Genomic DNA, 25,664 nt, shown 5'->3' with positions numbered 1-25,664 from the left:
TCGCTGCAGACACAACAGAAAGGCCCCCACCGTGCCCATCACCCCCCGCAGTATCACGCTACGTGCCGCCCTCGCCGGCGCCGTCGCGTGCCTCACCCTCGCCGCACTTCCCCAACTCGCCGCCGCACAGGGCGCTTCCGCCCCCGAGCCTCCGGCTCCCGGCCTCCTGTCCGCCCTGCAGCGCGACCTGGACCTGACGCCGGAGCAGGCCCGTACCCGCCTCGCCGACGAGAGAGCGGCCAGGGAGGTGGCCACCCGACTCGGCTCCACCATCGGTGACCGGGTCGTGGGCCTGTGGTTCGACGGAGCGTCGGGACAGTTGCACGCCAACCTCAACGGCTCCGCCGACGCGGCCACCGCCGAGCGGCTCGGAGCCATCGCCCACCGCACCGCCTACACGCCGCGCCAGTTGACCGAGGCCCTGGCCGTGGTCCGCGGCCAGGTCCGCGACGTCCCCGGGGTCGTCTCCTGGGGCGTCGACCAGCGCGCCGGCCGGATCGGTGTCGTCACCGCCGCCGACCGGCACACCAAGGAAACCGGGCGTCTCATCGAGCGGCTGCACAGCCTGGGAGGCATCGTCAGCCACTCCACCGTCGCCGACGCACCGCGTCAGCAGCAGGGCAGCGTCGTCGGCGGCGAGAAGTGGATACCCGGCAGCGAGAGCCCCTGCTCCGTGGGCTTCTCGGTGACCGCCTCCGGCGGCACGAAGGGCTTTCTCACCGCCGGACACTGCACCAACGACGCCAACCAGCCGGCCTACGGCAAGGACGGCACCCGCCTGGGCACCTCCAACCAGGGCGGAAGCCACAGCATCAACGCACGCGAAGGCGACTTCGGACTCGTGGCCGTCGACCAGGCCGGATGGGACCTGTCACCGAAGGTCTCCGGCCACGGGCAGGGTGATGTCACGGTCACCGGCTCCGCCGAGGGCGTCGTCGGGCAGAGCGTCTGCCGATCCGGCCAGACCAGCGGCTGGCGCTGCGGAGAGATCACCAAGGTCAACCAGAGCGTCGACTACGGCAATGTCGTCATCGACGGCCTCTCCTGGACCGACGCCTGCTCCTCCGGCGGCGACTCCGGGGGTTCCTACGTCACCGCCGCCGGTGGTAAGGCCGTAGGGCTGCACTCGGGTGGCGGCAGCGCCACCTGCGGGAGCTCCGGCGCGACCAACACCATCTTCCAGCCGGTCAACGAAGCCCTGCAGAAGTGGAACCTGACCCTCGCCACCAGCAACCCTCAGCCGGGCGAGGTCACCGTCGGTGCCGTGAGCGACCAGAGCGGCACCGTGGGCCAGAGCGCCACGCTGAACAACACCGCTCAGGGCGGCACGGCCCCCTACAAGTGGAGCGCCTCGGGCCTGCCCTCGGGCCTGCGGATCGACGCGGGCACCGGAACCGTCACCGGGACACCCACCACGGCAGGCACCAGCACAGTGACCCTCACGGCCACCGACGCCGCCGGAAAGACCGGCAGCACCACGTTCGCCTGGACCATCAGCGCGCCCGGCGGCGGCACTCTCGCCCTGACGCATCCCGGTAACCAGACCGTCTACACCGGGCGCCCCTACTCCCTGCCCCTGACCGCCAGCGGCGGCACCGGAGCCCGCACCTTCACCGCCACCGGCCTGCCCGCGGGCCTGGCCATCAACTCCGCCACGGGAACGATCTCGGGGACCCCCACGGCCTGGGGCATTCACACCAGCCGGATCACCGTCAAGGACGGTGCGGGGAAGACCGCGGCCATCACTCTCAGCTGGTACGTCTTCAACTAGGAACGCAGGCTCGCGTCCACCGGCAGGCTGGTGGCCCCCCACGTGGGAGTGCCACCAGCCTGTGCACGCGGTGCCCTGCGATGCAGTGGCATGGTCCTCGCCTTACCTCAGCGCGCGGCGCCTGTCCGCGCGGCGTCGGCCAGAGCCCGACCGTACGCGCGAGAGCCGGCGGCGGTGGGGTGCAGCGGAAAGGCGTCGCGGAGGGAGAGGGCGCCCGCGATGTAGCGGTCGGCCGGGGTGGCGCAGGAGTCGTGGCCGGTGCCCAGGGCTTTGGTGTCGACGAAGGTGGCACCGTGCTGTTCGGCCGCGGTGCGCAGTGTCGAGCCGAGCTGGTCGATCTTCGCCTGGATGTAGTCGGCGTCCTGGCCCCAGTAGGGCTGGAGGGGAAAGCAGCCCCCGGCGCGGAAGTACATGCCGTAGCCGACGACGAACACCCTTGCGTTGGGGGCACGTTGTCGGATGGTGTCAAGAACCACGTCGAACGTGGGCGCCCATGCGTCGATGGCCGCGCCGTACCGGTCGGTGCCGCCCTCGGTGTTGGCCTGCGCGCAGCTCTTGCCGAGCGGCTTCGGCAGCAGGTTGAGACAGTCGACGGGGAGTTCGGACAGAGCGTTGTCGTTGGCACCGATGGTGATGCTGACGAGGTCGGTTTCGGTGGAGAGCGCGTCGTACTGGGGCGCGGTGCCGGGGTGTTGCGCATGGGTGAAGTCGTCGGCGGTGGCGCCGGAGCAGCTGACGTCGGTCAGGTCGGCACCGAGTATTCCGGCGGCGAGGTGCGGGTAGTCGGCGAGCGAGCGTACGCACTTCGGGTCGGAGGGGTCGGCGGGGCGGACCAGCGGGGCGGCGGCGTAGGAATCGCCCAGTGCCACGTACTGCAGTCGATCCGCCTGCGCCGCAGTGGCGGGCGGCGCCGCGAGGGCGGTTCCACAGATCAAGGTGGTGGCCAGCAGCGTGCCCAGAGGCGTTCTCATGGGGCGTCCTTTCCGTGGCTCAGCGGTTGGCGGGCAGTGCGGGTGACGGGCATGGCAGGTGTGCGGACACCGCGAGGCGTCGGTGTGTCGAGCGGTGACAGCGGCAGTGGTGATGCGTGCGGCGTCCGCGCCCCTACGACCACAGGCCGCGTTCCCGCTCCCGGGGTGCGAGCACGATGTGGGCGCCGTCGGCCCCGTAGGTCATGACGGGCCGCTCGGGGCTCCATCGCGGCCAGCCCGGGTCGCCGCCGCAGGCGAAGCTGACCCAGGCGCGGTGCATCAGGTCGGCCAGGTGGCGTGGTGCCGTCCGGCCCGCGAGGAGCAGGCTGTCCGGTGTGTCGAGGGTGTCGAAGACGAAGCCGATCTCCAGGGCGTGGCAGGCGCCCAGGTCGTGGCGCGGGGACGGCCAGGCGAACTCGTAGAAGTAGGTCCGGCCGGGGCGGGGCGCGCGGGCGTCGGCGAGACGGTTGAGGGGGACCCGCAGCATCTTGTCGGTGACCATGGTGCCCAGGATCTCGCCGGGTGACGCGCCGGGCCTTGCGGCGCGATAGACGCCCGGGGCCCGCAAGGGCGCACGGTTTTTGAGGACGGCGGCCCACAGCGTGGTGTTGCCGATGCGGTCGACGAGTCCGCCGGGGACGAACCAGAGCCGGTACTCGTCGGTGTTCGCGCCCATCAGGACGTCGATGCCGTCGGAGGCGCCCCGCGCGAGCGCGGTGGCCGGGTCCTCGGGGATGACGTCGCCGTCGACGACGAGGTGGAAGCCGCGCCCGCCGGTCAGCGGGGTGCCGCCCTCGGTGGCGGCCCGCTGGGCGGCGAGCAGTCGGGCGCGGTCGATGCGGGCGAAGTCCCGTGCGGTGGGCGGGACGTCGAGGTGCTTGGCGATGGCGGTGGTGGTGCGTGCGGCCGTGGCCGGGTCGACGGCCGTGGGGGCTCCGCTCTGTAGCACCGCCCGCCGGAGAAGGCCCTTGGCGTGCGGAGCGGCGAGCAGGGCCGCGATGCTGATGGCGCCCGCGGACTCGCCGAAGACGGTGACATTGTCGGGGTCGCCGCCGAAGGCGTGGATGTTGTCGCGCACCCAGCCGAGCGCGGCGATCTGGTCGCGCAGGCCCAGGTTGGCGGGAGCGTCGGGAAAGAGACCGAACCTTTCGATGCCGAGGCGGTAGTTGACGGACACCAGGACGATGCCGTCGCGGGCGAAGGCCCGGCCGTCGTACGTGGACACGGCGGACGAGCCGTTGCGCAGGGCTCCGCCGTGGATCCACACCATCACCGGGCGGGCGCTGTCGCAGGGCGCGGCCGTCCAGATGTTGAGGTTGAGGCACGCGTCGCCGGGCACGTCCGGATCGGGCAGGAGTGCGTCCAAGGGGGGCGCGTAGGGGTTCTTGGGGCAGGTGGGCCCAAAGGCGGTGGTATCGAGGACGCCGTCCCAGGGCGGTACGGGCGCCGGGGGCGCGAACCGCAGTGGGCCGACGGGCGCCGCGGCGTAGGGGATGCCCCGGAAGACGGCGATGCCGTTCTCCACGGTGCCGCGCACCGGGCCGCACGCGGTGTCGACGACGCTCATGCGCACGCTTCCTTCAGCTCCCGCTTGAGGACTTTGCCGCTCGGTCCCAGCGGCAGCTCGCTCAACAGCCGTACGACGCGCGGGTACTTGTGCTTGCCGAGGCGCTCGCGCGCCCACGCGACGATGTCCGCGGGTGTGTCGAGGGCGCCGGGCCGCAGGACGACTGCTGCGCAGATCTCCTCGCCCCTGGCCTCGTCGGGCAGGCCAAGGACGCTGACCTGGGCGACGGCGGGGTGGCGGGCCAGGGTCTCCTCGACCTCGCGCGGATAGACGTTGAACCCGCCGCGGATGATGAGGTCCTTCTTGCGGTCCACGATGCTCAGATATCCGTCGGCGTCGTGCGTGCCGAGATCGCCGGTGCGGAACCAGCCGTCGACGACGGCAGCCGTGGTCGCCGCGGCGTCGTCGAGGTACCCGGCGAAGATGTTGTGGCCGCGCAGCACGACCTCGCCCACCTCCCCGGGCGCGAGGAACACGATCCGCCCCTCGGTGTCCGCGTCGGCGATGGCCGCCTCGACACCCCAGATGGGGTGCCCCACCGTTCCGGGGCGGCGGCCGGTGGCGAGTTGGTTGAACAGGGCGGCAGGTGAGGTCTCGGTGAGCCCGTAGCCCTCCAGGACGATGGTGTCGAAGGCCGCCTCAAAGCGTTCGAGCAGTGCGGTGGGCAGGGCCGCGCCGCCGGAGACGGCCATGCGTAGCCCGCCGGGACGGCTGCCGCCGGGCTCCATCGTCTCGGTCAGGGCGTGGTACATGGTGGGCACGCCCATGAAGACGCTCACGCCTTCGGAGGCCATCAGGTCGAGGACGGCGGGCCCGGTGAACCGTGCGCACAGGACGAGTGCGGCGCCGGCCCGCAGGGCGGCGTTCATGGCGCAGGACTGGCCGAAGCTGTGGAAGAGCGGCAGGCAGCCGAGGACCACGTCGTCGGGGGTGAGGGCGAACAGGTCCTGGGCGCAGACGGTGGCGTTCATGACCAGGTTGGCATGGGTGAGCAGGGCGCCCTTGGGCCTGCCGGTGGTGCCGCTGGTGTAGAGGATCACGGCGGTGTCCTCCGCGTCGCGCGGCTCGGCGCGCTCCAGGGGCTCGCCGTCGGTGGCCACGTGCAGCACGTCGACACCGACCTCGGCCGCCGCCTCTTTCGCGACGGCTTCGAGGGCGCCTGCGGTGACGATCGCGCGGCAGCCGCTGTGCCGCAGCACATAGGCCACCTCGTCGGCCACGAGAAGTGCGTGGACCGGGACGACCGTGCCGCCGGCCGCGAGGATCGCGTAGTAGGCGCGCGGAAAGTCGGCGGTGTTGGGCAGCAGCAGGGCGACCCGGCTCCCCGGCCCGATGCCGCGGGAGCGCAGCCGTGCAGCGAAGCGCAGGACGTCGAGCCACAGCGTGCGGTAGGAGACGCGTACGTCGCCATCGACGACCGCGGTGCGGTCGGGATAACGGGCGGCGGATTCCCTGAGGATGGTGGCGACGCTCAACTGCACGGTTGCTCCCTTGCGCGTACGAACGGTGGTGCCGACGGCCTCAGCTTCCGGCACCCCGCCGTCGCGGGGCCATGTGCAAGGGCCCAGTCTCGGCGTGCGTACGGTGGGCAGCGGCACCGCGCGGCCCCTGGTGTCAGCGTTCGAGCTCCAGGGCCCGCAGGGCGAGCGCCCAGCCGAGCCGGGCCTCACCGGAGTCGGCGGGCCAGCCGGTGAGTTCGGCGACGCGGCTGATGCGGTTGAGGATGGTGTTGCGGTGGCAGAACAGGCGCGTGGCGGTACCGGACGCCGAGCAGCCCGAGTCGAGCCAGACGCGCAACGTCTCGAGCAGCACCGGGCGTTCGGCGCCGCTGCGCAGGACCGCGTCGAGATAGCGGATCGCCAGCCGGTCGGCGATCTCCGGCTCCGCGCCGAGGGCTGCGTGCACCAGTCGTTCGTCGAGGGAGGCGACCTCACCGCTGCCCGGCGGGAGGGTGTCCAGGGCGCGCCGGGCGAGCCGCAGTCCCTGGGCGGCGGCGGGCAGTTCCTCGAAGGGCGGCGATATCCCGGCCCGGCAGACCCCCTGGCCGCGCAGCGCGTCGACGAGCTGCGTGGGGCCGGCCGCCCTGACCCGGACCAGGCCCGCGACTGTCTCCGCCCTCGGCCGCCAGAACGACCACATGCCCAGGGCCTCCAGTGCCGGGCCGGGGTCGGGCGGGGAGGCCGGGTCGTGGGCGTCCTGGGCGATGACGACGACCACGTACCGGCCGTGCCGCGGCACGCCCAGGGCCGTGGCGGCCGCGGAGGCCACGGCGGGTTCGTCGCCCCGCCCGTCGAGGAGGGCCTCGAAGAGGGCGCCGCGCCGGGATGCCTCGCGGTGTTCCAGTTCCAGGGTGCGCAGCCGGTAGGCGTCCGCCATCGCCGAGGAGAACCGGTCGATGGTCTCCCACACCGCGCCGGCCATGTCCCCCACCAGGCGTTGCTGGGCGGGGGAGCGGTCGCGCATCCAGTCGGCCATCGCCTGCCACAGGACCCGTCCGCCACGGCGGTAGGCCTGCAGCACCGTGGCGAGCGGCATGCCCTGCTCGGCGCGCAGTCGTCCGTTCTCGGCGGCGACCGCTTCGAAGCGGTCGTCGGCGGCCGTCATCCCGCCGAACTCGTGCAGGGCCAAGTCCATGTTGCCGCGCAGGACAAGACGCAGGTCCTCGCGCGAGACCGGGCTGCCGCTGGCGTAGCTCGTGCTGTGGGCGCAGATGTCGGCCGCAAGGCTGTCGACGAGCCGGTCGATGTTGTCGACCAGTGTCACGGCCAGCTCGCGGCGCAGTGCCAGCTCCTCGTTCATGGCGGAAGGATAGGCGCGCGCCACCGTGGCCGAAATCCTGCGCCCGCCCACACCGCGGAGCAGGGCATTGGGCAGATGCACAGCGCGAGCCCCTCGGAGCGCTTCCCTGTTCCGCCCGTCGTGCGGCGGGGAGCGGCGCGCCGAGGGGCGTACGGGCCGGTGTTCGGTAGGCGGCGGGTCAGTCGGCGATCGCCGGGACCCGCCCCGGCAGGGCTTCGTCCTCGCGGCCGACGGTGCGCCTGAGGAGGCAGGCCAAGGCGATTCCGGCCAGGCCCGCGACGATGATGAAGACGAAGGGGGTGCGGTCGCTGCCGGTGCGGCCCTCGATCAGACCGAACACCATCGGGCCGAAGAAGCCGCCCAGCAGGCCGACGGTGTTGATGAAGGCCAGGCCCACGGCGGCCATCAGGCCGGACATCCGCGACATCGCCACGGACCAGAACAGGGGCAGTGTGCCGGTCAGGAAGAAGTTGGCGGCGAAGAGCAGCGCGTAGCGTGCCGCCATGGAATCGGTCGGCAGGTAGGCGCCCATGGCGGCGGTACCGGCGACGGCGCAGAGCACGATCAGCCCGGTGTCGTTGCCGATGCGGCCGTGCAGCCACGGGAAGAACAGCACCCCGGCGAGGATGGCCACACCCATGCTGCCGGTGACGAGCCCGATACGCAGCGAGCCCTCCACGCCGAGCCCTTCGACGATGGACGGCAGGTTGAAGCCGACGGCGGAGGCGACAAGCTGGTTCACGAAGTAGGTGCCGGCGAGCAGCAGCACCACCGGGCGCCCGAAGGCCGCCTTGAGGTTGCCGCGCAGCCGGTGCGGTGACGGCTCGCCGCCGCCGGCGGCGCGCTCCGACAGAGCGGTGGCCTCCTCCGGCGAGAGCCAGCGCGCGTCCTGCGGGCGGCTGGGCAGAGCGACCCAGACCACTGCGCCGACGGCGACGGTCACCAGGCCCTCGACCAGGAACATCCATTGCCAGCCCTGTAGTCCCGCGACGCCGTCCAGGGCCATGAGTCCCCCGCCGGCCGGGGCACCCAGGATGGTCGCGGCCGCGGGCGCGGTGTAGATGAGTCCGACGACGGTGACGCGGTGCCGCTGGGAGAACCAGAGCGTGACCGTGTACATCAGGGCCGGGTAGAGACCGGCCTCGGCGGCGCCGAGGGCGAACCGCAGGGCGTAGAAGGAGGTCTCGCCCTGGACGAACATCATGGCGGCCGACACCAGGCCCCAGGTGACCGCGATGCGCGCGATCCAGGCGCGGGCCCCGACGCGGTAGAGCACCAGGTTGCTCGGGACTTCGAGCAGCGCGTAGCTGACGAAGAAGACACCCGCCCCGAGCCCGTACGCGGCGGCGCTGACGCCGATGTCGGCCTCGAGCTGCGTCTTGGCCAGCGCGACGTTGGTCCGGTCCACGTACGACATGAAGTACGCCAGACCGAGCAGGGGCAGCAGCCGGCGCATCGCCTTGCGGGTCGCGGTGGCGTGGACCGCTTCGAAGGATGTGGGCATGGGAGTCCTTCCCGCGGGCGCGGGTGCGCGCTGCAGGCCGTGGTGGTGGGGGAGCGGTCCGCGCCTCGCCGCTCAGCGGTTACGGGGGCGCGTCGCTCGTGGACGTTCAGCTTCGGGGACGTCCACGCACCCCGGCCATGTGCATGTGCCCACCATGCGCGACGACCGGATGGGCACCGGCACCCCGGGCTCAGCTGTTGGGGGGGGCGTGCCGGAGCACGGAGGCGAAGGGCGCCGTCGATGAGGGGACTCGGCGAGGAGCCCGAGGTCGTTGCGGAGGGCAAGGAGCCAGCCGTTCGAAGAGCTCGCGGGCCTCATGGACGCCGCGTTTCCGGGGTCGGGGGCCGAGTCGGCGGGGTGCCGGGAACGCCCGTTGACCGACGGGAGCCAACTGCCGGGCGCACACGATGGGTTGTCGCGCGTCATGGGTGGGAGTCGTGAAGAGTTCGCGCACCGTTCTGGGGATTCGGTCACGGGAGCGAAAAGATCGGGGAGCTCACTCGGCGCTTTCGAACACGTCGGGCGCCGACCGTGCGATGGGAGACCGATCAACGATGTTCACTCTGGTACGGAGCAGAGTGCGGACCGCCGCGCTCGCGCTCTCGGCCGTCGCTGCCCTCGCCTTCGGCGCGACCGCCACGACCGGCGCGGCGGCGGCCCCGGCGCCCGCCCCCGCTCCCGCTCTCGCGAAACAGGGTCCGACCTCGGTGGCGTATGTCGAGGTGAACAACAACAGCATGCTCAACGTCGGCAAGTACACGCTCGCCGACGGCGGTGACAACGTTTTCGACGTAGCCGTGATCTTCGCGGCGAACATCAACTACGACACGAGCAAGAAGGCCGCGTATCTGCACTTCAACGAGAATGTGCAGCGTGTCCTCGACAACGCTGACACGCAGATACGGCCGCTGCAGCAGAAGGGCATCAAGGTCGTCCTCTCGGTCCTCGGAAACCACCAAGGCGCCGGATTCGCCAACTTCCCGTCCCAGCGGGCCGCTTCGGCATTCGCGAAGCAAATGTCGGACACCGTGACCAAGTACGGTCTCGACGGCATCGACTTCGACGACGAGTACGCCGAGTACGGCAACAACGGCACCGGCCAGCCCAACGCGAGCTCGTTCGTCCACCTGGTGTCGGCGCTGCGCGCGAACATGCCGGACAAGATCATCAGCCTTTACAACATCGGTCCGGCAGCATCGCGCCTGTCGTATGGCGGCGTCGACATCTCCTCCAAGTTCGACTACGCCTGGAACCCGTACTACGGCACCTGGCAGGTCCCCGCCATCGCCCTGCCCAAGTCGAAGCTGTCGCCGGCGGCCGTGGAGATCGGCCGGACCTCGCAGAGCACGACCGCCGACCTCGCCCGCCGCACCGTAAGCGGGGGTTACGGCGTCTACCTCACGTACAACCTCGACGGCACCGATCGCAGCGCCGACGTCTCCGCGTTCACCAGGGAGCTCTACGGCAGTGACGCCGTCTACACGCCGTAAGGAGACCGCTCGCTCCGGTGCGCGGTGCTGCCCCGGGGCCTGCCACCTCCCCTGAGGCTGCGGCGATCCGCCCAGACCGCGCCCTCGACAACGATGTCGAGGGCGCGGTCACTCTGCACTCCCGTGAACTCGTGAACCCGTGAGCCCGTGAACCCGCGAAGACCTCAGTGTTGCGATTTCGGTCCGCACGACCGCAATTGCGACCACGGTGAGGGATGATCGACCGCAGTCGGCACGTCACCATGCCGACCCATGGGGTTTCTTTCGACTGCCGTTATTGACAGTGATCGACTTTGGGGGAGTCTTGACGAGCTATTCGATCTCGGTTCGCTTGCAGCGCACGACGGTGGAGGAGGCCTACGTCTCCGTCCCGGTCACCGATGCTCTGATGCAGGAGGAGCGCGCCGAAGACGGGTCGTACCGCCTTGACACGCAAAAATTTGTTGCCGCGGCGATCGAACTCCAAGGCGGAGCGGATTGGGCGCCGGAGGATCAGCAGGTCGCACTGCACCCGATCCAGCAGGCTCCCGACAACGCATAGCTGATCAGGCCGACGGCTCTGGCCCGCCGGCCCCTCAGTAGCCGTTGCGTCCGCACTCTGGCCGGCCGACCCCTCAGCACCCACTGCGTCCGCGGCAACCGTTGCGCACTCAGTGGCTGCTCAGCGGCTTGCCGTACTTGTGCGCCGTCGTGAGGTACGGGAGGGCGAGGGTGCGGGGAGAGAAGGCTGCCGAGCCATTGGCCGCGCCCTTGGGGAAGAGCCATGTGGCGCCCAGGGCAGAGTTCTCGCCCGGGGACCCGACCGTGACATCCGGTACACCGTCGGCGTTGTAATCGCCCGCGGCGACCGCCGCGCCGAAGGCGTCACCCGCCTCGGCGACGCCTGGGACACCGGACGTGTCCTGGTTCCAGGTGAGGGAACTGGCGGCGCCCTTGGCGTCGACCAGGCCTTGCGCGCCGCCGCGCAGCAGCCACCCGGCGCCCGCCCCCGCCTCGCTCCCGATGCCCTCGCCGGGAGCGCCCGCGATCAGGTCGTCGCGGCCGTCGCGGTTGACGTCGGAGACGGCGAGTGAGGCACCGAAGCGGTCGCCGTCCTCGGCCACCCCCGGTACGCCCGCGGTGTCCTGGTTGAGGGTCTGGGCACGGGTGCCGAAGGAGCCGCTCGCGGGGCTTCCGTAGTGGATGTGGATGCCGCCGCCCTTGGCGAGACCCTCCGGGCCGCACGGATCGTCGATGTTCTCGTCGGCGATCTCACGGCATTCACCGAGTGCCAGGTCCGCGTGACTGTCCCCGTCGAAGTCACCGGCGGCCAAGGCGGTCACCCCGGCGTTGTCCGTGTTCCAGAAGTTGGCCATCTCGGATGCGTCGGCGTCCCACTTCCACAGCCGTACGTGGGACTGCGTGTTGGGGACGCCCTTGGTCCAGTACGCCACGGCCAGGTCCGCCGTGCCGTCGCTGTCGAAATCGCCGGTGGCCAGGACGGGCGCGCGGCCGCCCATGGGGGCGGCGACGACGGTGGTGACCATGCTGTCCTCGCCCACGATGACACGAGCGACGACCTTGTCCGTGCCGCCGACCACGATGGCCTTGTTCTCGCCGCCGGTCAGGTTGGCCGCAGCGATCGACTTGCCGTAGGCGGCCGACGGCGACGGCCCGGTCAGGACCGTCGACCCCGGTCCCGGCCCGGTCTTCGAGCCGCCTACGACGATGACCATGCCCGCGTCCGTTCCGCGGTCGGTGACGTCCTCGCCGGGGGCGCCGGCGAGGAGTTCGGCGATGCCGTCGCCGTTGAGGTCGGTCAGGGTCACGGACGCGCCGAAGCGGTCGCCCGGCTCCGGGGAGCCGGGAACTTCGGGTGTGGCCTGGGTGACGCGGATGCTTCCGTGGGCGCCGACGCCCTTCTGGCCGCCCCAGACGATGTTCACGTACCCGGCCTTGGCCTGGTCGGCCACGGTCCCGTCCGGGACGCCGACGGCGAGGTCCGCGTAGCCGTCGCCGTTGAAGTCGCTCGTGACGGTGTCGGGGGCGGCAGCGGTGGCACCGGGCGGGAACACGAACCCGGCGGTGGCCGCAGCGGCGGCCGCGATGGCGTACGTCAGGATGCGGCGGCTGTGTGGCACGGTGGCTCCCACTCGGTCGACGGGGTTCAGGTCTGTCTGATGTGACCGTCGAGGGGCTGGGCTGGTTGTACGGAGTTCACCAGTGGTCTTCTCCTGGTTCATGATGAGGGTCACGGCCCCGATGCCGCGGCCGCCACCGGACTGGACAACTGGCGGTGCGAACTGTGCCGCTGCCTTGTCGATGGCGGTCCTGTCCAGCCCCTTCACCAGGTGGCCCGGGTCGCCAGGGTGGCCGCTTCGGATCGCGGTCGAACGTCGAGGTCGACCAGAGGTAACCAAGGGCCGCGAGGCCCACGCACCAGGCGACGGCGAGCCGGCCGTTGTTGCCGATCTCGGTGGCGAGGGCGCCGCGCAGGGTCTCGATGGCCGCCCCGTGCTCTTCAGCGAGCCCCGCGCACTGATCGTCCCCCCCCCCTCGGCCACCCCTTCGCCGAGCGGGAGACGGTCTCCCTGGAGGATCTTGCCGAGACCTCCCTGATGACGGTCACGAACCAACCCCAGTACTTCCTCGACTTCCACTACCCCCACCGCACCCCGCAGGGCCGGCCCATTCCCCGGGGCCCGTCGACCACCGCCTGCCAGGAAGTACTCACCATGGTCGCCGCGGGCAAGGGGGTCTCCCCGACCTGCGCACGCGCGGCGCACTATTACTCCCGCCCGGACATTGCCTAAGTCCCTTCAGCGACGCCCCGCCGGTGGAGTGCGGCCTCCTGTGGCCGGCGCCGCGAACACCCCGGGCTTGCGTGCTTTCGTCCAGCCCGTCCTCGAAACGGCGGCCCTGGAATCAGCCAGGGTCTGACGGCACTCGGCACGTCGCTCGTCACGCGTCGTTGGACAGGCTTGCTTCAGGCCGGTCCTTTCTTCACGACATTGCTGATGATTGCCGTCACGAGTTTGCTGACGGCTGCCGTGGACGGCGGGCCGGGGTCGCGGTCCGCGAACAGGAGATGTCCGCCACCGACCAGTGAGAGGGTGAGCGAGTCGATGTCCGCGTCGGCCTCGATACGGCCCAGTTCACGCTCGTCGCCCAGATAGTCGGAGACCGCCGTCGTGGCCTGGGCGAGGATCGCGATGCCGCCGCCGGGCCTGGCTTGTCGCAGCCGGGCGCGCAGCTCGTCCCGGAAAGTGATGAGCGGGATGATCGCCACCGGGATCGGTCCGAACAAGGCGGTCAGCGCGGCAGTGAGGTTGCCGGCCACCGTGCCGGTGCCGGCGGACGCGCGCAGTGCGCTCGCCTGAGCCTCGAGCTGCGCGGCCCGGTCGAGCACCAGGTCCGTGAGGAAGGCGTCGAAGTCGGTGAAGTGCCGGTGCAGGACCCCTTTGGCGTAGCCCGCCTCGTCGGTGACGGCCCGGCTGGTCAGCCGGTTCGGCCCGTCTCGCAGCAGCACGCGTTCGGCAGCCTCGAACAGCTGCTGCCGGGCGTCGCGAAGGTGCACCCCAGTCGGCACTGACAGATCCTCTCGTTTCGTCTGCCCGCCGGGCGACCGTTGCCTAGTGGGCGTGCGCCCACTAAAGTGGGCGCATGCCCACTTTACCCCGAGAGCAGCCGGGGCCGTCCCCGGTGGAGCCGCATCAAGTCCGGTGTATGGCCCAGTCGTTCGGCGCGGACGCGCAGCGCTACGACCAAGCCCGGCCCGGATACCCCGATGCGTTGGTGGAACGGATCCTCGCCAGGTCGCCCGAGGGTGAACCGTTCGACGTGCTCGACGTCGGCTGCGGCACCGGCATCGCGGCCCGCCAGTTCCAGGCGGCCGGCTGCGCCGTGCTCGGCGTCGAGCCCGATGCGCGAATGGCCGACTTCGCGCGAGCCCACGGCCTGCCGGTCGAGGTGGCCACCTTCGAAGACTGGGAGTCGGCCGGCCGGACGTTCGATGCGGTCACCGCCGCCCAGTCATGGCATTGGGTGGATCCGGTTGCCGGAGCCATGAAGGCAGCGCGTGTACTGCGTCCAGGGGGACGGCTGGCGATCTTCGGCCACGTGTACGAGCCGCCTGCCGAGGTGGCGGAACCGTTCGCCGCCGCCTACCGCCGGGTGGCCCCCGACTCTCCGCTCAACGCCCGACCTGACCAGTCGTCCCGGCGTCCGCTCGACCCCTATCAGGCGGGATACGCCCGGTTCGCCGACAGGATTCGCGAGACCGAGCAGTATGACGAGCCCGAACAGTGGCGCTTCGACTGGCAGCAGCTCTACACGCGCGACCAGTGGCTGGACCTGCTCCCTACCACCGGCGGCCTCACCCAACTCCGTCCCGAACAGCTGGCCGAGGTGCTGGACGCGGTCGGAGATGCCATCGACGTACTGGGTGGGCGCTTCCTGATGAACTACATCACCCTGGCGACCACGGCGATACGCGCCGGCACCTCCTGAGCCGCCTGCGCACTGGCGGCTGGAACCGCGCCGACATCGGTGAACTGCTCCTGAGTGTCTACGAGTTGACCGGCAGGCGCCCTCCGTGCTGGTCGGGAGCGCCCCCCGGCGTGTTCAGATGCCGCAGCTCGACGCCGACCAGAAGCGGCTGGGGCGGTGATCGAGGTGCGTGTGGTCGCCGTGGCCCGGATAGCCGGGGCCGAGAATTCCGTTGAAGCCGTGGTTGCGGGCCTGCTGGGCGAGTCGGCACAGTGAGTGCGGACCCGAACCGAGGTCGGCCGCATCGCCGTACAGGTGGCGACTGCTCGCTGCTCCGCCGACCGCGTCGTTGCAGGCGTGCGAGCGGAAGCCGCTGGTCACTCGAATGGGCTGGTCCCCGAGTGCGTGCCGCAGCGCCTCAAGCTTCCACATGGTGCGCAGCGCGTTCGACTTCGCGGTGCTCGCGCTCACTGCGCCGCCCGCCCAGGTGGAGTTGCAGGTGTTGAGTTCGGCGTAGGTGAAGTGGATCGGTGTGCAGTCGTTGTCCTGGAGGGCGTAGATCTTGCTGAATGTCGCCGGACCGGCGACACCGTCCGCGGCCAGTCCGTAAGCCGACTGGAACCGTTTGACCGCGGCAGTCGTCGCTGGTCCGTAGGCGCCGTCGATGGCGAGCACGCCGCCGTTGCCGGCGTGACCCGCCACGCGGATCTGCAACTGCGTCACGTCGGCACCCGAGGCTCCTTGGGACAAGGTGCGCGACCACGTGTAGCAGCTGTCGGCCTGAGCGGTTCCGGTGGCGGCGACAACACCGCCCAAGGTGGCGGCAATGAACATGACAAGCGACAGGATGAGTCGTGTGGTGCGTCTGGTCATCAGAGCACTCCATGGGGGGGGCAGAGGAAGGGGGATGCGCACGTGCCCTCCGAGCGTGGCGGGATGCACGGCGCACGTCAACGGGACGTCAACGTCCGTCATTTGTCGGCCCATTGGCGGCGCCCGACTCCTCCTGTCACGCCATGGTCGGGGGAGAGGCGGTTGCGTGCCGGGCGTTCGGCCTGCGATTCACTCGGCTTTCCGGGGGCATCCGGCAACGTATGACGACTCATGACGAGCATGGTGCATCGCCTGACATGGGCGAGATGGAACGAGGTACTTCGCAGCGTCTTGCGGCGCGCAACCAGATGTGGACGGTCGCCTGGACCGCCCTGTGTGTCTTGCTCTCCATCTGGTCGATTGCCTGGGCTGTCGGTGCGGCCAGGGGCAGCACCAACGCATGGGCCTACTGTTTCGCCGGCCTGGTGCTGCTGGCCTGCGCGCTGTGGGCCCGCCGTTCGGCCATCCGTAACAGTCCGCCGCGCCGTCTGTGAAACGGGAGGGGGACTCGGGCCGACCGCGAGTGCCGTCACTCCACCGTGTTCACCGACCGGCGGCCAGCACCGCCGCGAGGCCCTCTTGCACATCCTTGACGAAGAACTCGGGAACCTCCAGCGACGGGAAGTGCCCCCCGGCTTCGGGCGCCCTCCACCGGACGATCTGCCTGAACCGTTCCTGCGCCCAGGGTCGCGGGCACTTCTCGATGTCGCGGGGATACACACTGATCGCTGACGGGACGTCGACCCGGAGTTCGGGGTCGAGCGAGTCGTGGCTCTCGTAGTAGATACGGGCCGCCGACGCTCCGCTCCGCGTCAGCCAGTACAGGGTGACGTCGTCGAGAACGCGGTCCATGGAAAGTGTCTCGAACGGGGTGTCCTCGGTGTCTGTCCACTCGGCGAACTTGTCAAGGATCCAGGCCAGAAGCCCGACCGGTGAGTCGACGAGCGCATAGCCGATGGTCTGCGGTCGGGCCGCCTGCTGCTTTGCGTACGCAGCGCGGGGGCCGTTCCAGAAATCGCGGGTTTCCTCGGTCCATTTGCGTTCGGCCGCCGTCAGCCCGTCCGTGGTCAGCCCGGGCGGTGCTTGCGGGGTCGTGGTGTGGATGCCGAGGACGTGGGCCGGGAACCTGCCGCCGAGGACCGTGGTGATCACACCTCCCCAGTCGCCGCCGTGGGCCACGAACTTGCTGTAGTCGAGCCTTCCCATCAGTTCCACCCACGCGGCCGCGATCTTCTCGATGCCCCACCCGGTGGTGGCCGGCTTGTCGCTGTAGCCGAAGCCTGGCAACGACGGGGCCACGACATGGAATGCCGGTGCGTTCGCGTCCTTCGGATCTGCCAGCTCGTCCACCACATCGATGAACTCGGCAATGCTGCCTGGCCACCCGTGCGTCAAGACCAGGGGAGTGGCGTCGGCGCGCGCGGATCGGCGGTGCAGGAAGTGGATTCCCACATCATCGATGGTCGTGCGGAACTGGCCGATCTCGTTGAGGCGCGCTTCGAACGACCGCCAGTCGTACCCGGTGCGCCAGTAGTCCACGACGTCGACGAGGTCGGCGAGAGGGACGCCCTGTGCCCAACGGCGAGGGCCGGGTGCGGCGCGGTGGACCGTCTCGGTCTCCGGCAGTCGCGCCGCGGCCAGTCGCGCGCGCAGATCGTCGAGGTCGGCGTCGGTCGCGTGGGCTTCAAATGCCTGTACGTCGCTGGTCAGACGGTTCATGAGACCTCCTGGGCAGGGTGGATCCAGCGAACCCGGCTAGAACCGGCTTAGACGGTTCTAGCAGCCGCCGAGGTCTGCCCGCAACCTGCTAAGGTGGTTCAATGCGCGCCGAGTTCCCTGAATTTCGCCTCGGTAGGGTCCTGGCGACCAGCTTCACCGCGACTCTGACGGAACGTCGTGGCGATGCCGTGGAGCGCATTCCCACGCCGCACCGACTCGTCGACTGGCTGGCAGTGAGCGACCTGACCGTGAACTCCTGCACCACCGCCCAGCTCGAACTCGCCCGGAAACTGAGGGAGTCGATTCACGCCGCCGCGACAGCGGCCGCGCTCCAGGAGCCTCTGCCTGCATCCGCTGTCCGATTCATCAATGACTGCAGCGCGCAGGGGAAGGCCGCGGCGATCCTGACGCCCGAGGGCAAGCGTCGATGGCAGCTCAGCTCGGCTTCCCGCGTGGAAGATGCCCTCAGCGTGATCGCCGCCGATGCGATCAGCGTCATCGCGGGCGAACGAGACGGAAAACTGGCCTTGTGTGCGTCACCGACCTGCCAAGCCGCCTTCTTCGACACCAGTCAAAGTCGCACCCGCAGATGGTGCGACATGAACACGTGCGGGAATCGGCAGAAGAAGGCGCGCTTCCATGCCAAGGAGCGCAAGAACACCATGCCGGTGGAGTGATCGTTACCTCGGTCCCTGTGCGAGGGCCCCACAAACCGAGGGTTGAAGAACCTCTCTGGTGGGTGTGATTGACGCCAAATCACCGCAGAGCGCAGGTGTTTGACGGTACGGAGGCACCGGATTGCTCTTGCCTCGGCCCGGTGAAAGTGTTCTTGTGTCTCATGATCCCTCTCACACCACGTCTCACTGAACTGGAATCTTTGTCATGAGCACTCGCAGAATCGCAGGAAAGTCATGCACCGCCATCACTCTGGCCTCCGCGACCGCAGCCACGCTGATGCTGTCGGCCACACCGGCCTCCGCCACGGATTGGGACCGGAGCTGCTACAAGATCTCGGCTCCCTACAAGGGCATCAACGAGATCATGGGCCAGGTCAGCAAGACCAGCAGTAACTGCGAAGACGCCACGATCGGCCTGCTGCGCCACCGTGCATGGGGCTGGGAGGAGATGGACTGGGCCACGCTCGAGAGTGGCACTGCAACCACGTGGTGGAACTGCGCGGGTTCCGGCACCTACACCTACAAGGTGGCCGTGGGCGTCGACTACGGCCTCGCCGAGTACTACAGCGCCGAACGCCGTTTCACCTGCTGAGGACGGACGGCGGAGCCCGGCGGGCCGGCCAGGACTCGTCCTGCCGGGGCGTACCTGAAGGCCGCCCCAAGTAGCCAAGCGCATGTCAATGCAGGCAGCGGGGACGCGAGACGAGCAAGGCTAGGACTCGGTGGCCAGGCGCACCCCCAGCCCGATCAAGAGCGCCCCGGAGACCTGTTCCATCCGGCGCCGCACGGATGGTCGCTGAAGCACTCCTCTGACCCGTCCCGCCAGCCAGACCACGGGCAGGTACCAGACGAGGTCGACCGCGGCCCATATCACCGAGAAGGCGAGCAACGTCGGCAGAACAGGGGCCCCGTGGGGCACGAACTGCGGCAGGAAGGACACGGCGAACACGCCGGCCTTGGGATTGGCGAAGTTGGTGACCAGGCCCTGCCAGCAGGCTCGACGAAGTGACACCGCGGCTGGCACCGCCGATTCCTGATCCGGTTGGTTGGCTCGCCTCGCCTGCCACAACGCACGCGCTCCCATCCACACCAGGACCGCGGCGCCGGTGATCCGGATGGTGTCGTAGGCGATCTGCGAGGCCAGCAGCAGGGCGGAGAGACCGAAGGCCGCGGCGAGGCCCCACAGGAGCACCCCGCACTCATTGCCCAGGACGGTGGCCATGCCGGTTCTCCGGCCGTTCACCACGGCTCGGCGCAGGATCACGACCGTGCTCGGCCCGGGAACCATGGCGATGAGGAACGCCGCACCGACGAACGTAAGCACTGAAGTCATCATCGAGGCAGCATCGCCACCCTTGTCGATGTGCCACAAGCCCTTTCTCGGTGCAAACGCGCGTGACGCCGCGCTGCCGAGAAGGCCACTCAGGACGCGTCGTCGATCAGCCCGAATCCCTCCGGGAACCCTGCCAGGAACTCGCGACGGGCCGGGTCGGACTCGGCGGCTGCCATCTCGCCGACCAGTCCGATCAGCTCTTGTCGTTGATCATCAGGCAGCGTGCTGACCACGTGGGCGACGCCTTCAAGCACCTTGACCGCGTCATCGGGATCGACCTGCTCGTCTTCGCTGCCGTCGATGAACCGCAGGACATCGACCAGAGCCTCGGCCAAGGCATGGGCAAGGGATGGGTACGAAGACGTCACGACGGCGGCCTCCCGGCAGATGGACGGCGGAGTCCGGCCATCCCATCACAGCGGGAAAGGGCTGGCCGCAGGCCCTCGTCGAAGGCCCGGCTGATGTCGGGCGATGAAAAATTTGGTGTGCGGGGCCGCCGGGACCGGGTAACGTCTAGGGCATGTTCTTCCAGACGCCGATTTACGAGTGAGAGCGTGATGGGCCCCTGCTGACGTCCCTGGACGTCGCCGCGCCCGTCCCCCACCGATGAATCCGTAGATCACTTCACATCATCCCGGGAGAACCCGTGAGCAAGAACATCAATAACCCCGTGGGCATGGGCGGCGGCAAGCGCAAGAAGCTGTCCCGCGCCGAGCGGCAGAACAACGGTCCGCACCGCAACCTCGACCGCCAGGGTGCCGCCGACCAGAAGGCCGAGCTGGTGCGCAAGATGCGCGAGAAGACTCAGGCCGCCGAGGACGCCGGGCAGACGGACGGCGACACCGCACAGAGCTGACACACCGCCGCCGCAGGGCGGCACAGCACGGGGCAGGGCCCGGACCGCGACGCGCGGTCCGGGCCCTGCCCTTCTGTGCGGCGTGATGCCGCGTGAGGCGTCATGTGCCGGCGTCCGCGGAGTTCTCGGCCGTCGCCCGTTGCAGGATGCCGACGACCACCTCGGACTTGGCGTCCGCGTAGTTCTGCACGTACTCCCACTGTTGCTGGGACAGGGAGCGCTTGGTGTCGGCGTACAGCTTGCGGTCGCCGCCGTGCTCGCGCAGCCGATCACGGAAGAGCAGCATGCGGTCGGCCTCAGGGCAGCCCGCTGACAGGACGTGGAGGTTGGCCGTAGAGGCACTCGGGTCAAGGTCGTGCTTGCGCAAGAGGCGGTGCTCGTACCAACCGGGCTCGCGTATGACGAGCTCGAAACCGAGTGCCTCCAGGACCGGTACGTATGAGGCGTCGGCGGCGGAATCCGGGACGGTCAAGAGCATGTCGATGACCGGCTTGGCGGGAAGCTCCGGCACCGAAGTGGAGCCGACATGATCGATACGGTGCTCGATCTGGTGCTCGGGGCGGCCGAGATGCTCACGTATCCGCGCGGCTTCCCGTTCGAAGACCAGAGGCCAGCGTGGGTTGTAATCGCGCAGGGTGATCTGGCCGTTGAGCTTGGACGGGGCGACGAGGTGGGCCGCCTCGATCTCCTCGGCGGACATAGGGACGCGCGGGATCTGCTGCTCGGACATAGGGGCTCCCGTTCTACAGGCCGAGGGACATGTGACGCCGATTGGAACCGGATCTGAGCTGATGCATCGTCATCGTAGACGGCCCGAAAGTCGCCTGTGCGAGGGCTGGGCCGCACGCTGCCTCGGCCTCGGCGTGCAGTGATGGGCACGCGATCTGGGCACGGCCGTGACGAAGCGGTAGAACCGTGCCATGCCAAGCTTCGAGGTCACATCGATAGGTACGGTCCGGAACGACCGTACGGACATCCAGCACACGGACCACTGGGGCGCCGTCCGTAGCACGATCACCGTCGACGAGCGCTTCGGCGAGGCGTGCCTGCAGGGTCTGGAGGACTTCTCCCACGTGGAAGTCCTCTTCGTCTTCGACCAGTTCCCGGTACGCGACGACTACCGAGAGCCTCGCCCTTATCGCGGCCGCTCCGACCTTCCGTCCGTAGGTGTCTTCGCCGGCCGTGGCCCCCGCCGACCCAACCGCATCGGGGTAACGTGCTGCGCGATCGAGTCGGTGCAGGGCCGCGACCTCACGGTGGTCGGGCTCGACGCGGTCTCCGGCACCCCGGTCATTGATCTGAAGCCGACGATGGCGGAGTTCTGTCCGGTGGACATCAAGCAGCCGGAGTGGGTGAGTCAGTTGATGTCGGAGTACTTCCAGCCGTAGCCGGTGGACCTCAGCCGGCCAACTCCACCGCAGGTGCTGGGTGCTGGGTGCTGGGCGCTAGATGCCGGGCGGTGTGCCGCCCGGCCCTGTCATCTGCCGTGCCCCAGGAAAGCGATTGACGCTGCGGTGTTCGTTCGTGAAGCATTCCGGACCGTGATGACGAACATCGACCAGGACCACCTTGCCCACGAGCAGGACGCTGCGGTGGACCGCCCGCTCGCCCTGATCACCGGGGTGGGCCGCACCGTCGGTATCGGTGCGGGCATCGCGCGTCGGCTGGCCGCATCGGGCTGGGACATCGCCTTCACCTACTGGACTCCGTACGACACCCGCATGAGCTGGGGCAGCGAGCCAGGAGCGACCGAAGCGATCAGGCAAACGCTGGCCGAGCAGGGAGCGGCCACCACCGCGATCGAGGCGGACCTCGCCGACCCGGCCACCCCGGCACGAGTCTTCGACGAGGTCGAACAGCGGATGGGCAACGTCACCGCGCTGGTGATGAGCCACTGCGAGTCTGTCGACTCAGGGCTGCTCGACACCACCGTCGAGAGTTTCGACCGGCACTTCGCCGTCAACGCGCGCGCCCCCCTGGCTGCTCATCCGCGAGTTCGGGCGTCGCTTCGCCGCGGAACGGGGAACCGGCCGGATCGTCAGCCTCACCAGCGATCACACCGTCGGCAACCTGCCCTATGGGGCGAGCAAGGGCGCCCTGGACCGCATCACGCTGGCCGCCGCCCACGAGCTCGCTCACCTCGGCGTGACAGCCAACGCGATCAACCCCGGGCCGGTCGACACCGGTTGGATGCCCGAGGAGGTCCGGGAGCACTGCGTACGCAGCGCCCCGCTCGGCCGCCTGGGCACCCCGCAGGACACCGCACACCTGGTGGACTTCCTGTGCTCCCGGGAAGGTGAGTGGATCAACGGCCAGCTGTTGATGAGCAACGGTGGCCTCGCGTAGGCGAGCGCCGCAGCGTCCAGGACGGCACTCGCTCGAGTGCGGACCCTACGAACCAGAGCGCAACCCAAGAACGCTGTGCTGCACCACACCCGAAGAGACGTCGCTCTTGCCCGAAGCCCGAGCGGACAACTCCACCAGACCGGCCCGGAGATCGTCAGCCGGCTCACCAAGGATGATCGCGCTGATGATCAGCTCCAGCATCAGACAGTCGTACTCGTCGCCCCTGCTGCGATAGCGCTCCTGGTCACCCTCCACCACAGCGGAGGCGATCCTCCTGCCGCCGGTGGTGGGTGCGAAGGTCGCCTCGTAAACGCCGAGGCCGGTCCAACTCCGGTGCATGAAAAGGACGTTGCCCTCAACAAGGATGTTCCACTTCTGATCCATGTCCTGGGCGCGATATCCGCGCTGGATCCGGTCCCACTCCTCGTCGGTCCAGACACGCTCCGGCAACTGGGACACCGGCCGGGGCGTGTTGATCGGGCGAAGGCGCCGGAACGACTCACGGGTGAGCGGGGCATCTGCAGTCATGACGTGATCCTACGGAAGCACCACTCGGACAGGGCAGTGGATTTTCCTCACGAGTTCGTAGCCTCGTCGCACGCAGCCCGGGGGGCAGAGGGCGACGGTCTTCTGCGTACCCGTCCCAGGCAACTGCACCTGCTGAGCTGGTGGAACCCTCCAAGCTCGGTTGGGCATCGTTGTGCCGGTCAAGATCACGTCACTCCGTTCCGCGGTCGCAGACTTGCAGGACGCGGTGGCCTGGCGGCGGCCGCGTCCTTGTTCGTGACGACAATTGGGGGACCACACTGTGAGCGAACGCGTCATTGCGCCCAAGAGCCGGGGCTTCCTGTTCCTCGATTCCCACCCTGGCGGCTGTCGCCAACTGGTGGAAGAGATGTGGCAGGCCGTCCCCGCCCCGGCCTCCGTCGGGGATGGAGGGCCGGTGGCCCTGGTCATCGGCTCGTCCGCCGGGTACGGCCTGGCGGCGACCATCGCGGGCCTGGCCCGTATCGGTATCCGTGGCATCGGCGTGTGCCTGGAGAAGGCGCCTGCGCGGCGCACCGGCACCGCGGGCTGGTATCGCACCGCTGCCACTGACCGGCTCGCCCAACAGCACGGGCGGGACATGATTTTCGTCAACGGCGACGCGTTCAGCGAGGCGGTGAAGGAGCAGGTTGCCGATCTCCTCGCCGAGCGGTTCGGGGGACGACTCGACTTCCTGATCTACTCGGTGGCTGCGCCTCGCCGCGCCGACCCCGACACCGGAAAGATGTACGCGTCCGTTCTCAAGCCGATCGGCTCGCCGCACACCACCAAGACCCTCTTCTTCGACGAGGGCGGTTCCGCGGAGGTGAAGGAGGTCACCACCGCACCGGCTGAGGGAGACGACATTGAACAGACCGTGGCGGTGATGGGCGGGACCGATTGGGAACGGTGGATCACATTCCTGGCCGACCGGTCCCTGCTCGCCGAGGGCTTCACCACTGCCGCCCTGTCCTACATCGGCTCGCCGCTCACCGCAGGGCTCTATAGGCAGGGCACGATCGGCGCCGCGAAGTCCCATCTGGAGGCCACCGCTCGCACGTTGGACGAGCGCCTCAGCAAGACACTCGGCGGCCGTGCCGTGACCTCGGTCAACGCCGCTGCCGTCACTCAGTCCTCCACCGCCATTCCCGGCATCGCCCTGTATGTCGGGCTGCTACGCCGTGTCCTGGGGGATGCCATGGTGACTCCGATCGGTCAACTGGTGGAACTGTGGGACCAGTTGACCGGGGCGCGCCCTCTCGACCTCGATGACGAGGGCCGGGTCCGCCTGGACGCCTGGGAACTCGACCCCGCCGTGCAACGTGCCGTCGGCGAACGCTGGAGCGATGCCACCAGCGACACCATCACCGAACTCGCCGACCTCGAGTGGTTCAGCGACGAAGTCCGCCGCCTCTACGGCTTCTCCGTCCCCGGCATCGACTACACCGCCGCCGTCGAGACGGACGCCCCTTGGCCCTCGTTCACCCGCTGACTTCGGCCACGAACAACGTCAGATCGCGCCGTGGGAAGAGCTCGCGGCGCCAACCCCAGCGGCCGGTAGGGCTACCTGACGAATGGGTGACGAGAGGACTGGTCGGGGTGGTGGTAGCAGGTACCACCACCCCGACCACTGGTTCTCGACCGTCACGAGCGACGCAGACGGGTGGGGACCGACGAACAGCCAACCTTCCGGGCGAACGCCGTTGGGGCCGTGGTCGACTCGTACACCCGGTCCAGGCGATGGGGCACCGGTCAGCCAGGGCGGGTCAGCGCAGGCCCGCGAAGAGGTCGTTCTCGGGTACGGGGGCGCTGGTGGCGTCCTTGACGCGTACGAACGTCTCCATGCCCATGAGCTCGCCGAACCGTTCCTTGCCCATCTTGAGGAAGAAGATGTTCTCGCCCTGGCTGGCGTGCGCGGCCAGGGCGTCGAACTTCTGGCCGCTGAACGGGGTGGTGTCCACCCACGTGGTGATCTCATCGTCGGGGAGGCCGATCTCGGCCAGCGCGGCGGCCTCGGCAGGATCCGGCTCCGGCATGTCCTCACCGAACTCGCGCATGGTCTCCCCGAAGCGCTGCATCGCCGAGCGGGGCATCGTCGTCCAGTACACCTTCGGCGTCAGCGTGACCATCTCCAGCGCCGCCATCGTGATGCGGTGGGCCTGAATGTGGTCGGGGTGGCCGTAGAAGCCGTTCTCGTCGTACGTGACGACCACATCGGGTCGGTAGTGCCGCATCAGCTCCGCGAGCCGGGCGGCGCCCTCCTCCACGGGGGTCTGCCAGAAGGATCCGGGGGCGTCGTTGCTCGGCCAGCCCACCATCCCGGAGTCGGCATAGTCCAGCATCTCCAGATCGCTGATCTTCAGGACCTCACAGCTCTCCTCGAGTTCCCGGCGGCGCATCAGGGCGACGGCCGCCGGATCGTGCCCGGGTTCGCCCGGCTTGACACCCCCCGGCCCATCACCGCAACCGCCGTCGGTACATGTCACGAGGACCGTGCGGATGCCCTCCGCCGCATACCGCGCCAGGACCCCTCCGGTTCCGGTGGCCTCGTCGTCGGGGTGGGCGTGTACTGCCATGAGCGTCAAGGGACGGTCAGTCATGAGGGAATCCTTCGGTAGGAATAGACAGTGAACGAAGTGCGCGGGGGTGTGCCGCGGCCTTGAGGGCCCGGGCCCTGGTGGGGCCGTCTGGCCCTGTGGCCTCCGTGTTCCCCGCCCGTACGGCGCCGGTCCCTCGGTCGATGCAACCGTGCCGACCGGACTGGAT

General features: G+C 69.4%; 25 protein-coding genes and 2 pseudogenes. 12 read left to right on the top strand and 15 right to left on the bottom strand.

Annotated elements, in window-relative coordinates:
• Positions 1 to 31: 31 nt before the first annotated feature.
• Positions 32 to 1,771, top strand: a complete 1,740-nt coding sequence (locus tag ACWD02_RS34455; protein WP_451218054.1) for a putative Ig domain-containing protein — start codon at positions 32 to 34, stop codon at positions 1,769 to 1,771.
• A gap of 107 nt (positions 1,772 to 1,878) precedes the next feature.
• Here the strand turns inward: ACWD02_RS34455 and ACWD02_RS34450 are convergent, their stop codons facing one another.
• From ACWD02_RS34450 to ACWD02_RS34430, 5 genes are all read right to left on the bottom strand, one after another.
• Positions 1,879 to 2,742, bottom strand: coding sequence for an SGNH/GDSL hydrolase family protein (locus ACWD02_RS34450; RefSeq protein WP_451218051.1), 864 nt, complete (start codon positions 2,740 to 2,742; stop codon positions 1,879 to 1,881).
• A gap of 133 nt (positions 2,743 to 2,875) precedes the next feature.
• Entirely contained in the window at positions 2,876 to 4,309 is a 1,434-nt protein-coding gene (locus tag ACWD02_RS34445; protein WP_451218048.1) for a carboxylesterase/lipase family protein, read from the bottom strand.
• The gene (locus ACWD02_RS34440; RefSeq protein ID WP_451218045.1) at positions 4,306 to 5,790 is read right to left on the bottom strand and encodes a long-chain-fatty-acid--CoA ligase; all 1,485 of its coding nucleotides are present in this window, start codon (positions 5,788 to 5,790) and stop codon (positions 4,306 to 4,308) included. Before ACWD02_RS34440 ends, ACWD02_RS34445 begins: the two co-directional genes overlap by 4 nt.
• A 133-nt stretch (positions 5,791 to 5,923) precedes the next feature.
• On the bottom strand, positions 5,924 to 7,108 hold the full coding sequence (locus ACWD02_RS34435; protein ID WP_451218043.1) for a PucR family transcriptional regulator: 1,185 nt from the start codon (positions 7,106 to 7,108) through the stop codon (positions 5,924 to 5,926).
• A 178-nt stretch (positions 7,109 to 7,286) separates the two neighbouring features.
• Complete coding sequence (locus ACWD02_RS34430) at positions 7,287 to 8,612, bottom strand: MFS transporter (protein ID WP_451218040.1); 1,326 nt, start codon at positions 8,610 to 8,612, stop codon at positions 7,287 to 7,289.
• A gap of 554 nt (positions 8,613 to 9,166) precedes the next feature.
• On the opposite strand from ACWD02_RS34430, the gene ACWD02_RS34425 reads away from it, so the two are divergent.
• Entirely contained in the window at positions 9,167 to 10,102 is a 936-nt protein-coding gene (locus ACWD02_RS34425) for an endo-beta-N-acetylglucosaminidase H (protein ID WP_451218037.1), read from the top strand.
• Positions 10,103 to 10,406: 304 nt separating this feature from the next.
• The gene (locus ACWD02_RS34420; protein WP_451218034.1) at positions 10,407 to 10,643 is read left to right on the top strand and encodes a hypothetical protein; all 237 of its coding nucleotides are present in this window, start codon (positions 10,407 to 10,409) and stop codon (positions 10,641 to 10,643) included.
• Between the two features lie 109 nt (positions 10,644 to 10,752).
• On the opposite strand, the gene ACWD02_RS34415 is transcribed toward ACWD02_RS34420, so the two are convergent.
• Entirely contained in the window at positions 10,753 to 12,222 is a 1,470-nt protein-coding gene (locus ACWD02_RS34415) for an FG-GAP-like repeat-containing protein (RefSeq protein WP_451218032.1), read from the bottom strand.
• Between the two features lie 235 nt (positions 12,223 to 12,457).
• Positions 12,458 to 12,589: pseudogene (locus tag ACWD02_RS34410) on the bottom strand (ABC transporter permease); the annotation flags it as partial.
• Between the two features lie 110 nt (positions 12,590 to 12,699).
• Here ACWD02_RS34410 and ACWD02_RS34405 point away from each other — a divergent pair.
• The gene (locus tag ACWD02_RS34405) at positions 12,700 to 12,894 is read left to right on the top strand and encodes a hypothetical protein (RefSeq protein WP_451218029.1); all 195 of its coding nucleotides are present in this window, start codon (positions 12,700 to 12,702) and stop codon (positions 12,892 to 12,894) included.
• Between the two features lie 173 nt (positions 12,895 to 13,067).
• Here ACWD02_RS34405 and ACWD02_RS34400 read toward each other — a convergent pair whose 3' ends face one another.
• Positions 13,068 to 13,670, bottom strand: coding sequence for a TetR/AcrR family transcriptional regulator (locus tag ACWD02_RS34400; RefSeq protein ID WP_451218026.1), 603 nt, complete (start codon positions 13,668 to 13,670; stop codon positions 13,068 to 13,070).
• A gap of 74 nt (positions 13,671 to 13,744) precedes the next feature.
• Between ACWD02_RS34400 and ACWD02_RS34395 the strand changes: the two genes are divergently transcribed.
• Positions 13,745 to 14,590 carry a class I SAM-dependent methyltransferase gene (locus tag ACWD02_RS34395; protein ID WP_451218023.1) on the top strand — a complete coding sequence of 282 codons (846 nt, stop codon included), beginning with the start codon at positions 13,745 to 13,747 and terminating at the stop codon, positions 14,588 to 14,590.
• A gap of 114 nt (positions 14,591 to 14,704) precedes the next feature.
• Here the strand turns inward: ACWD02_RS34395 and ACWD02_RS34390 are convergent, their stop codons facing one another.
• Complete coding sequence (locus tag ACWD02_RS34390; RefSeq protein ID WP_451218020.1) at positions 14,705 to 15,442, bottom strand: D-Ala-D-Ala carboxypeptidase family metallohydrolase; 738 nt, start codon at positions 15,440 to 15,442, stop codon at positions 14,705 to 14,707.
• Between the two features lie 257 nt (positions 15,443 to 15,699).
• Here ACWD02_RS34390 and ACWD02_RS34385 point away from each other — a divergent pair, with 257 nt between their 5' ends.
• Positions 15,700 to 15,936, top strand: coding sequence for a hypothetical protein (locus tag ACWD02_RS34385; RefSeq protein ID WP_451218017.1), 237 nt, complete (start codon positions 15,700 to 15,702; stop codon positions 15,934 to 15,936).
• Positions 15,937 to 15,985: 49 nt separating this feature from the next.
• On the opposite strand, the gene ACWD02_RS34380 is transcribed toward ACWD02_RS34385, so the two are convergent.
• Positions 15,986 to 17,161 (bottom strand): epoxide hydrolase, encoded by a 1,176-nt coding sequence (locus ACWD02_RS34380; RefSeq protein ID WP_451218014.1) that lies wholly within the window; start codon positions 17,159 to 17,161, stop codon positions 15,986 to 15,988.
• Positions 17,162 to 17,262: 101 nt separating this feature from the next.
• Here ACWD02_RS34380 and ACWD02_RS34375 point away from each other — a divergent pair, with 101 nt between their 5' ends.
• Both ACWD02_RS34375 and ACWD02_RS34370 read left to right on the top strand, forming a co-directional pair.
• A complete protein-coding gene (locus tag ACWD02_RS34375; protein ID WP_451218011.1) occupies positions 17,263 to 17,838 on the top strand; it encodes a CGNR zinc finger domain-containing protein in 576 nt (191 codons plus the stop codon).
• A gap of 205 nt (positions 17,839 to 18,043) precedes the next feature.
• A complete protein-coding gene (locus ACWD02_RS34370) occupies positions 18,044 to 18,430 on the top strand; it encodes a hypothetical protein (RefSeq protein WP_451218009.1) in 387 nt (128 codons plus the stop codon).
• A 120-nt stretch (positions 18,431 to 18,550) separates the two neighbouring features.
• Here the strand turns inward: ACWD02_RS34370 and ACWD02_RS34365 are convergent, their stop codons facing one another.
• Positions 18,551 to 19,174 (bottom strand): LysE family translocator, encoded by a 624-nt coding sequence (locus ACWD02_RS34365; protein ID WP_451218006.1) that lies wholly within the window; start codon positions 19,172 to 19,174, stop codon positions 18,551 to 18,553.
• A gap of 86 nt (positions 19,175 to 19,260) precedes the next feature.
• Positions 19,261 to 19,539 (bottom strand): hypothetical protein, encoded by a 279-nt coding sequence (locus tag ACWD02_RS34360; RefSeq protein WP_451218003.1) that lies wholly within the window; start codon positions 19,537 to 19,539, stop codon positions 19,261 to 19,263.
• 278 nt (positions 19,540 to 19,817) lie between these two features.
• Between ACWD02_RS34360 and ACWD02_RS34355 the strand changes: the two genes are divergently transcribed.
• Positions 19,818 to 20,027, top strand: a complete 210-nt coding sequence (locus ACWD02_RS34355) for a DUF6243 family protein (RefSeq protein WP_451218000.1) — start codon at positions 19,818 to 19,820, stop codon at positions 20,025 to 20,027.
• A gap of 100 nt (positions 20,028 to 20,127) precedes the next feature.
• Here the strand turns inward: ACWD02_RS34355 and ACWD02_RS34350 are convergent, their stop codons facing one another.
• The gene (locus ACWD02_RS34350; RefSeq protein WP_451217997.1) at positions 20,128 to 20,757 is read right to left on the bottom strand and encodes a GrpB family protein; all 630 of its coding nucleotides are present in this window, start codon (positions 20,755 to 20,757) and stop codon (positions 20,128 to 20,130) included.
• Positions 20,758 to 20,947: 190 nt separating this feature from the next.
• Here ACWD02_RS34350 and ACWD02_RS34345 point away from each other — a divergent pair, with 190 nt between their 5' ends.
• Both ACWD02_RS34345 and ACWD02_RS34340 read left to right on the top strand, forming a co-directional pair.
• Positions 20,948 to 21,415, top strand: coding sequence for an SAM-dependent methyltransferase (locus ACWD02_RS34345; RefSeq protein ID WP_451217994.1), 468 nt, complete (start codon positions 20,948 to 20,950; stop codon positions 21,413 to 21,415).
• A 156-nt stretch (positions 21,416 to 21,571) separates the two neighbouring features.
• Positions 21,572 to 22,373, top strand: a pseudogene (locus ACWD02_RS34340) (SDR family oxidoreductase).
• Between the two features lie 45 nt (positions 22,374 to 22,418).
• Here the strand turns inward: ACWD02_RS34340 and ACWD02_RS34335 are convergent.
• The gene (locus tag ACWD02_RS34335) at positions 22,419 to 22,901 is read right to left on the bottom strand and encodes a hypothetical protein (protein WP_451217991.1); all 483 of its coding nucleotides are present in this window, start codon (positions 22,899 to 22,901) and stop codon (positions 22,419 to 22,421) included.
• 280 nt (positions 22,902 to 23,181) lie between these two features.
• Between ACWD02_RS34335 and fabV the strand changes: the two genes are divergently transcribed.
• On the top strand, positions 23,182 to 24,390 hold the full coding sequence (fabV, locus tag ACWD02_RS34330) for an enoyl-[acyl-carrier-protein] reductase FabV (protein WP_451217988.1): 1,209 nt from the start codon (positions 23,182 to 23,184) through the stop codon (positions 24,388 to 24,390).
• 274 nt (positions 24,391 to 24,664) lie between these two features.
• On the opposite strand, the gene ACWD02_RS34325 is transcribed toward fabV, so the two are convergent.
• On the bottom strand, positions 24,665 to 25,498 hold the full coding sequence (locus ACWD02_RS34325) for a PIG-L family deacetylase (RefSeq protein ID WP_451217985.1): 834 nt from the start codon (positions 25,496 to 25,498) through the stop codon (positions 24,665 to 24,667).
• Between the last annotated feature and the right edge of the window lie 166 nt (positions 25,499 to 25,664).

This window comes from Streptomyces sp. NPDC002853, assembly GCF_053591915.1.
The sequence above is the reverse complement of the archived record's forward strand: the minus strand, read 5'-3'. Positions and strand labels throughout refer to the sequence as shown.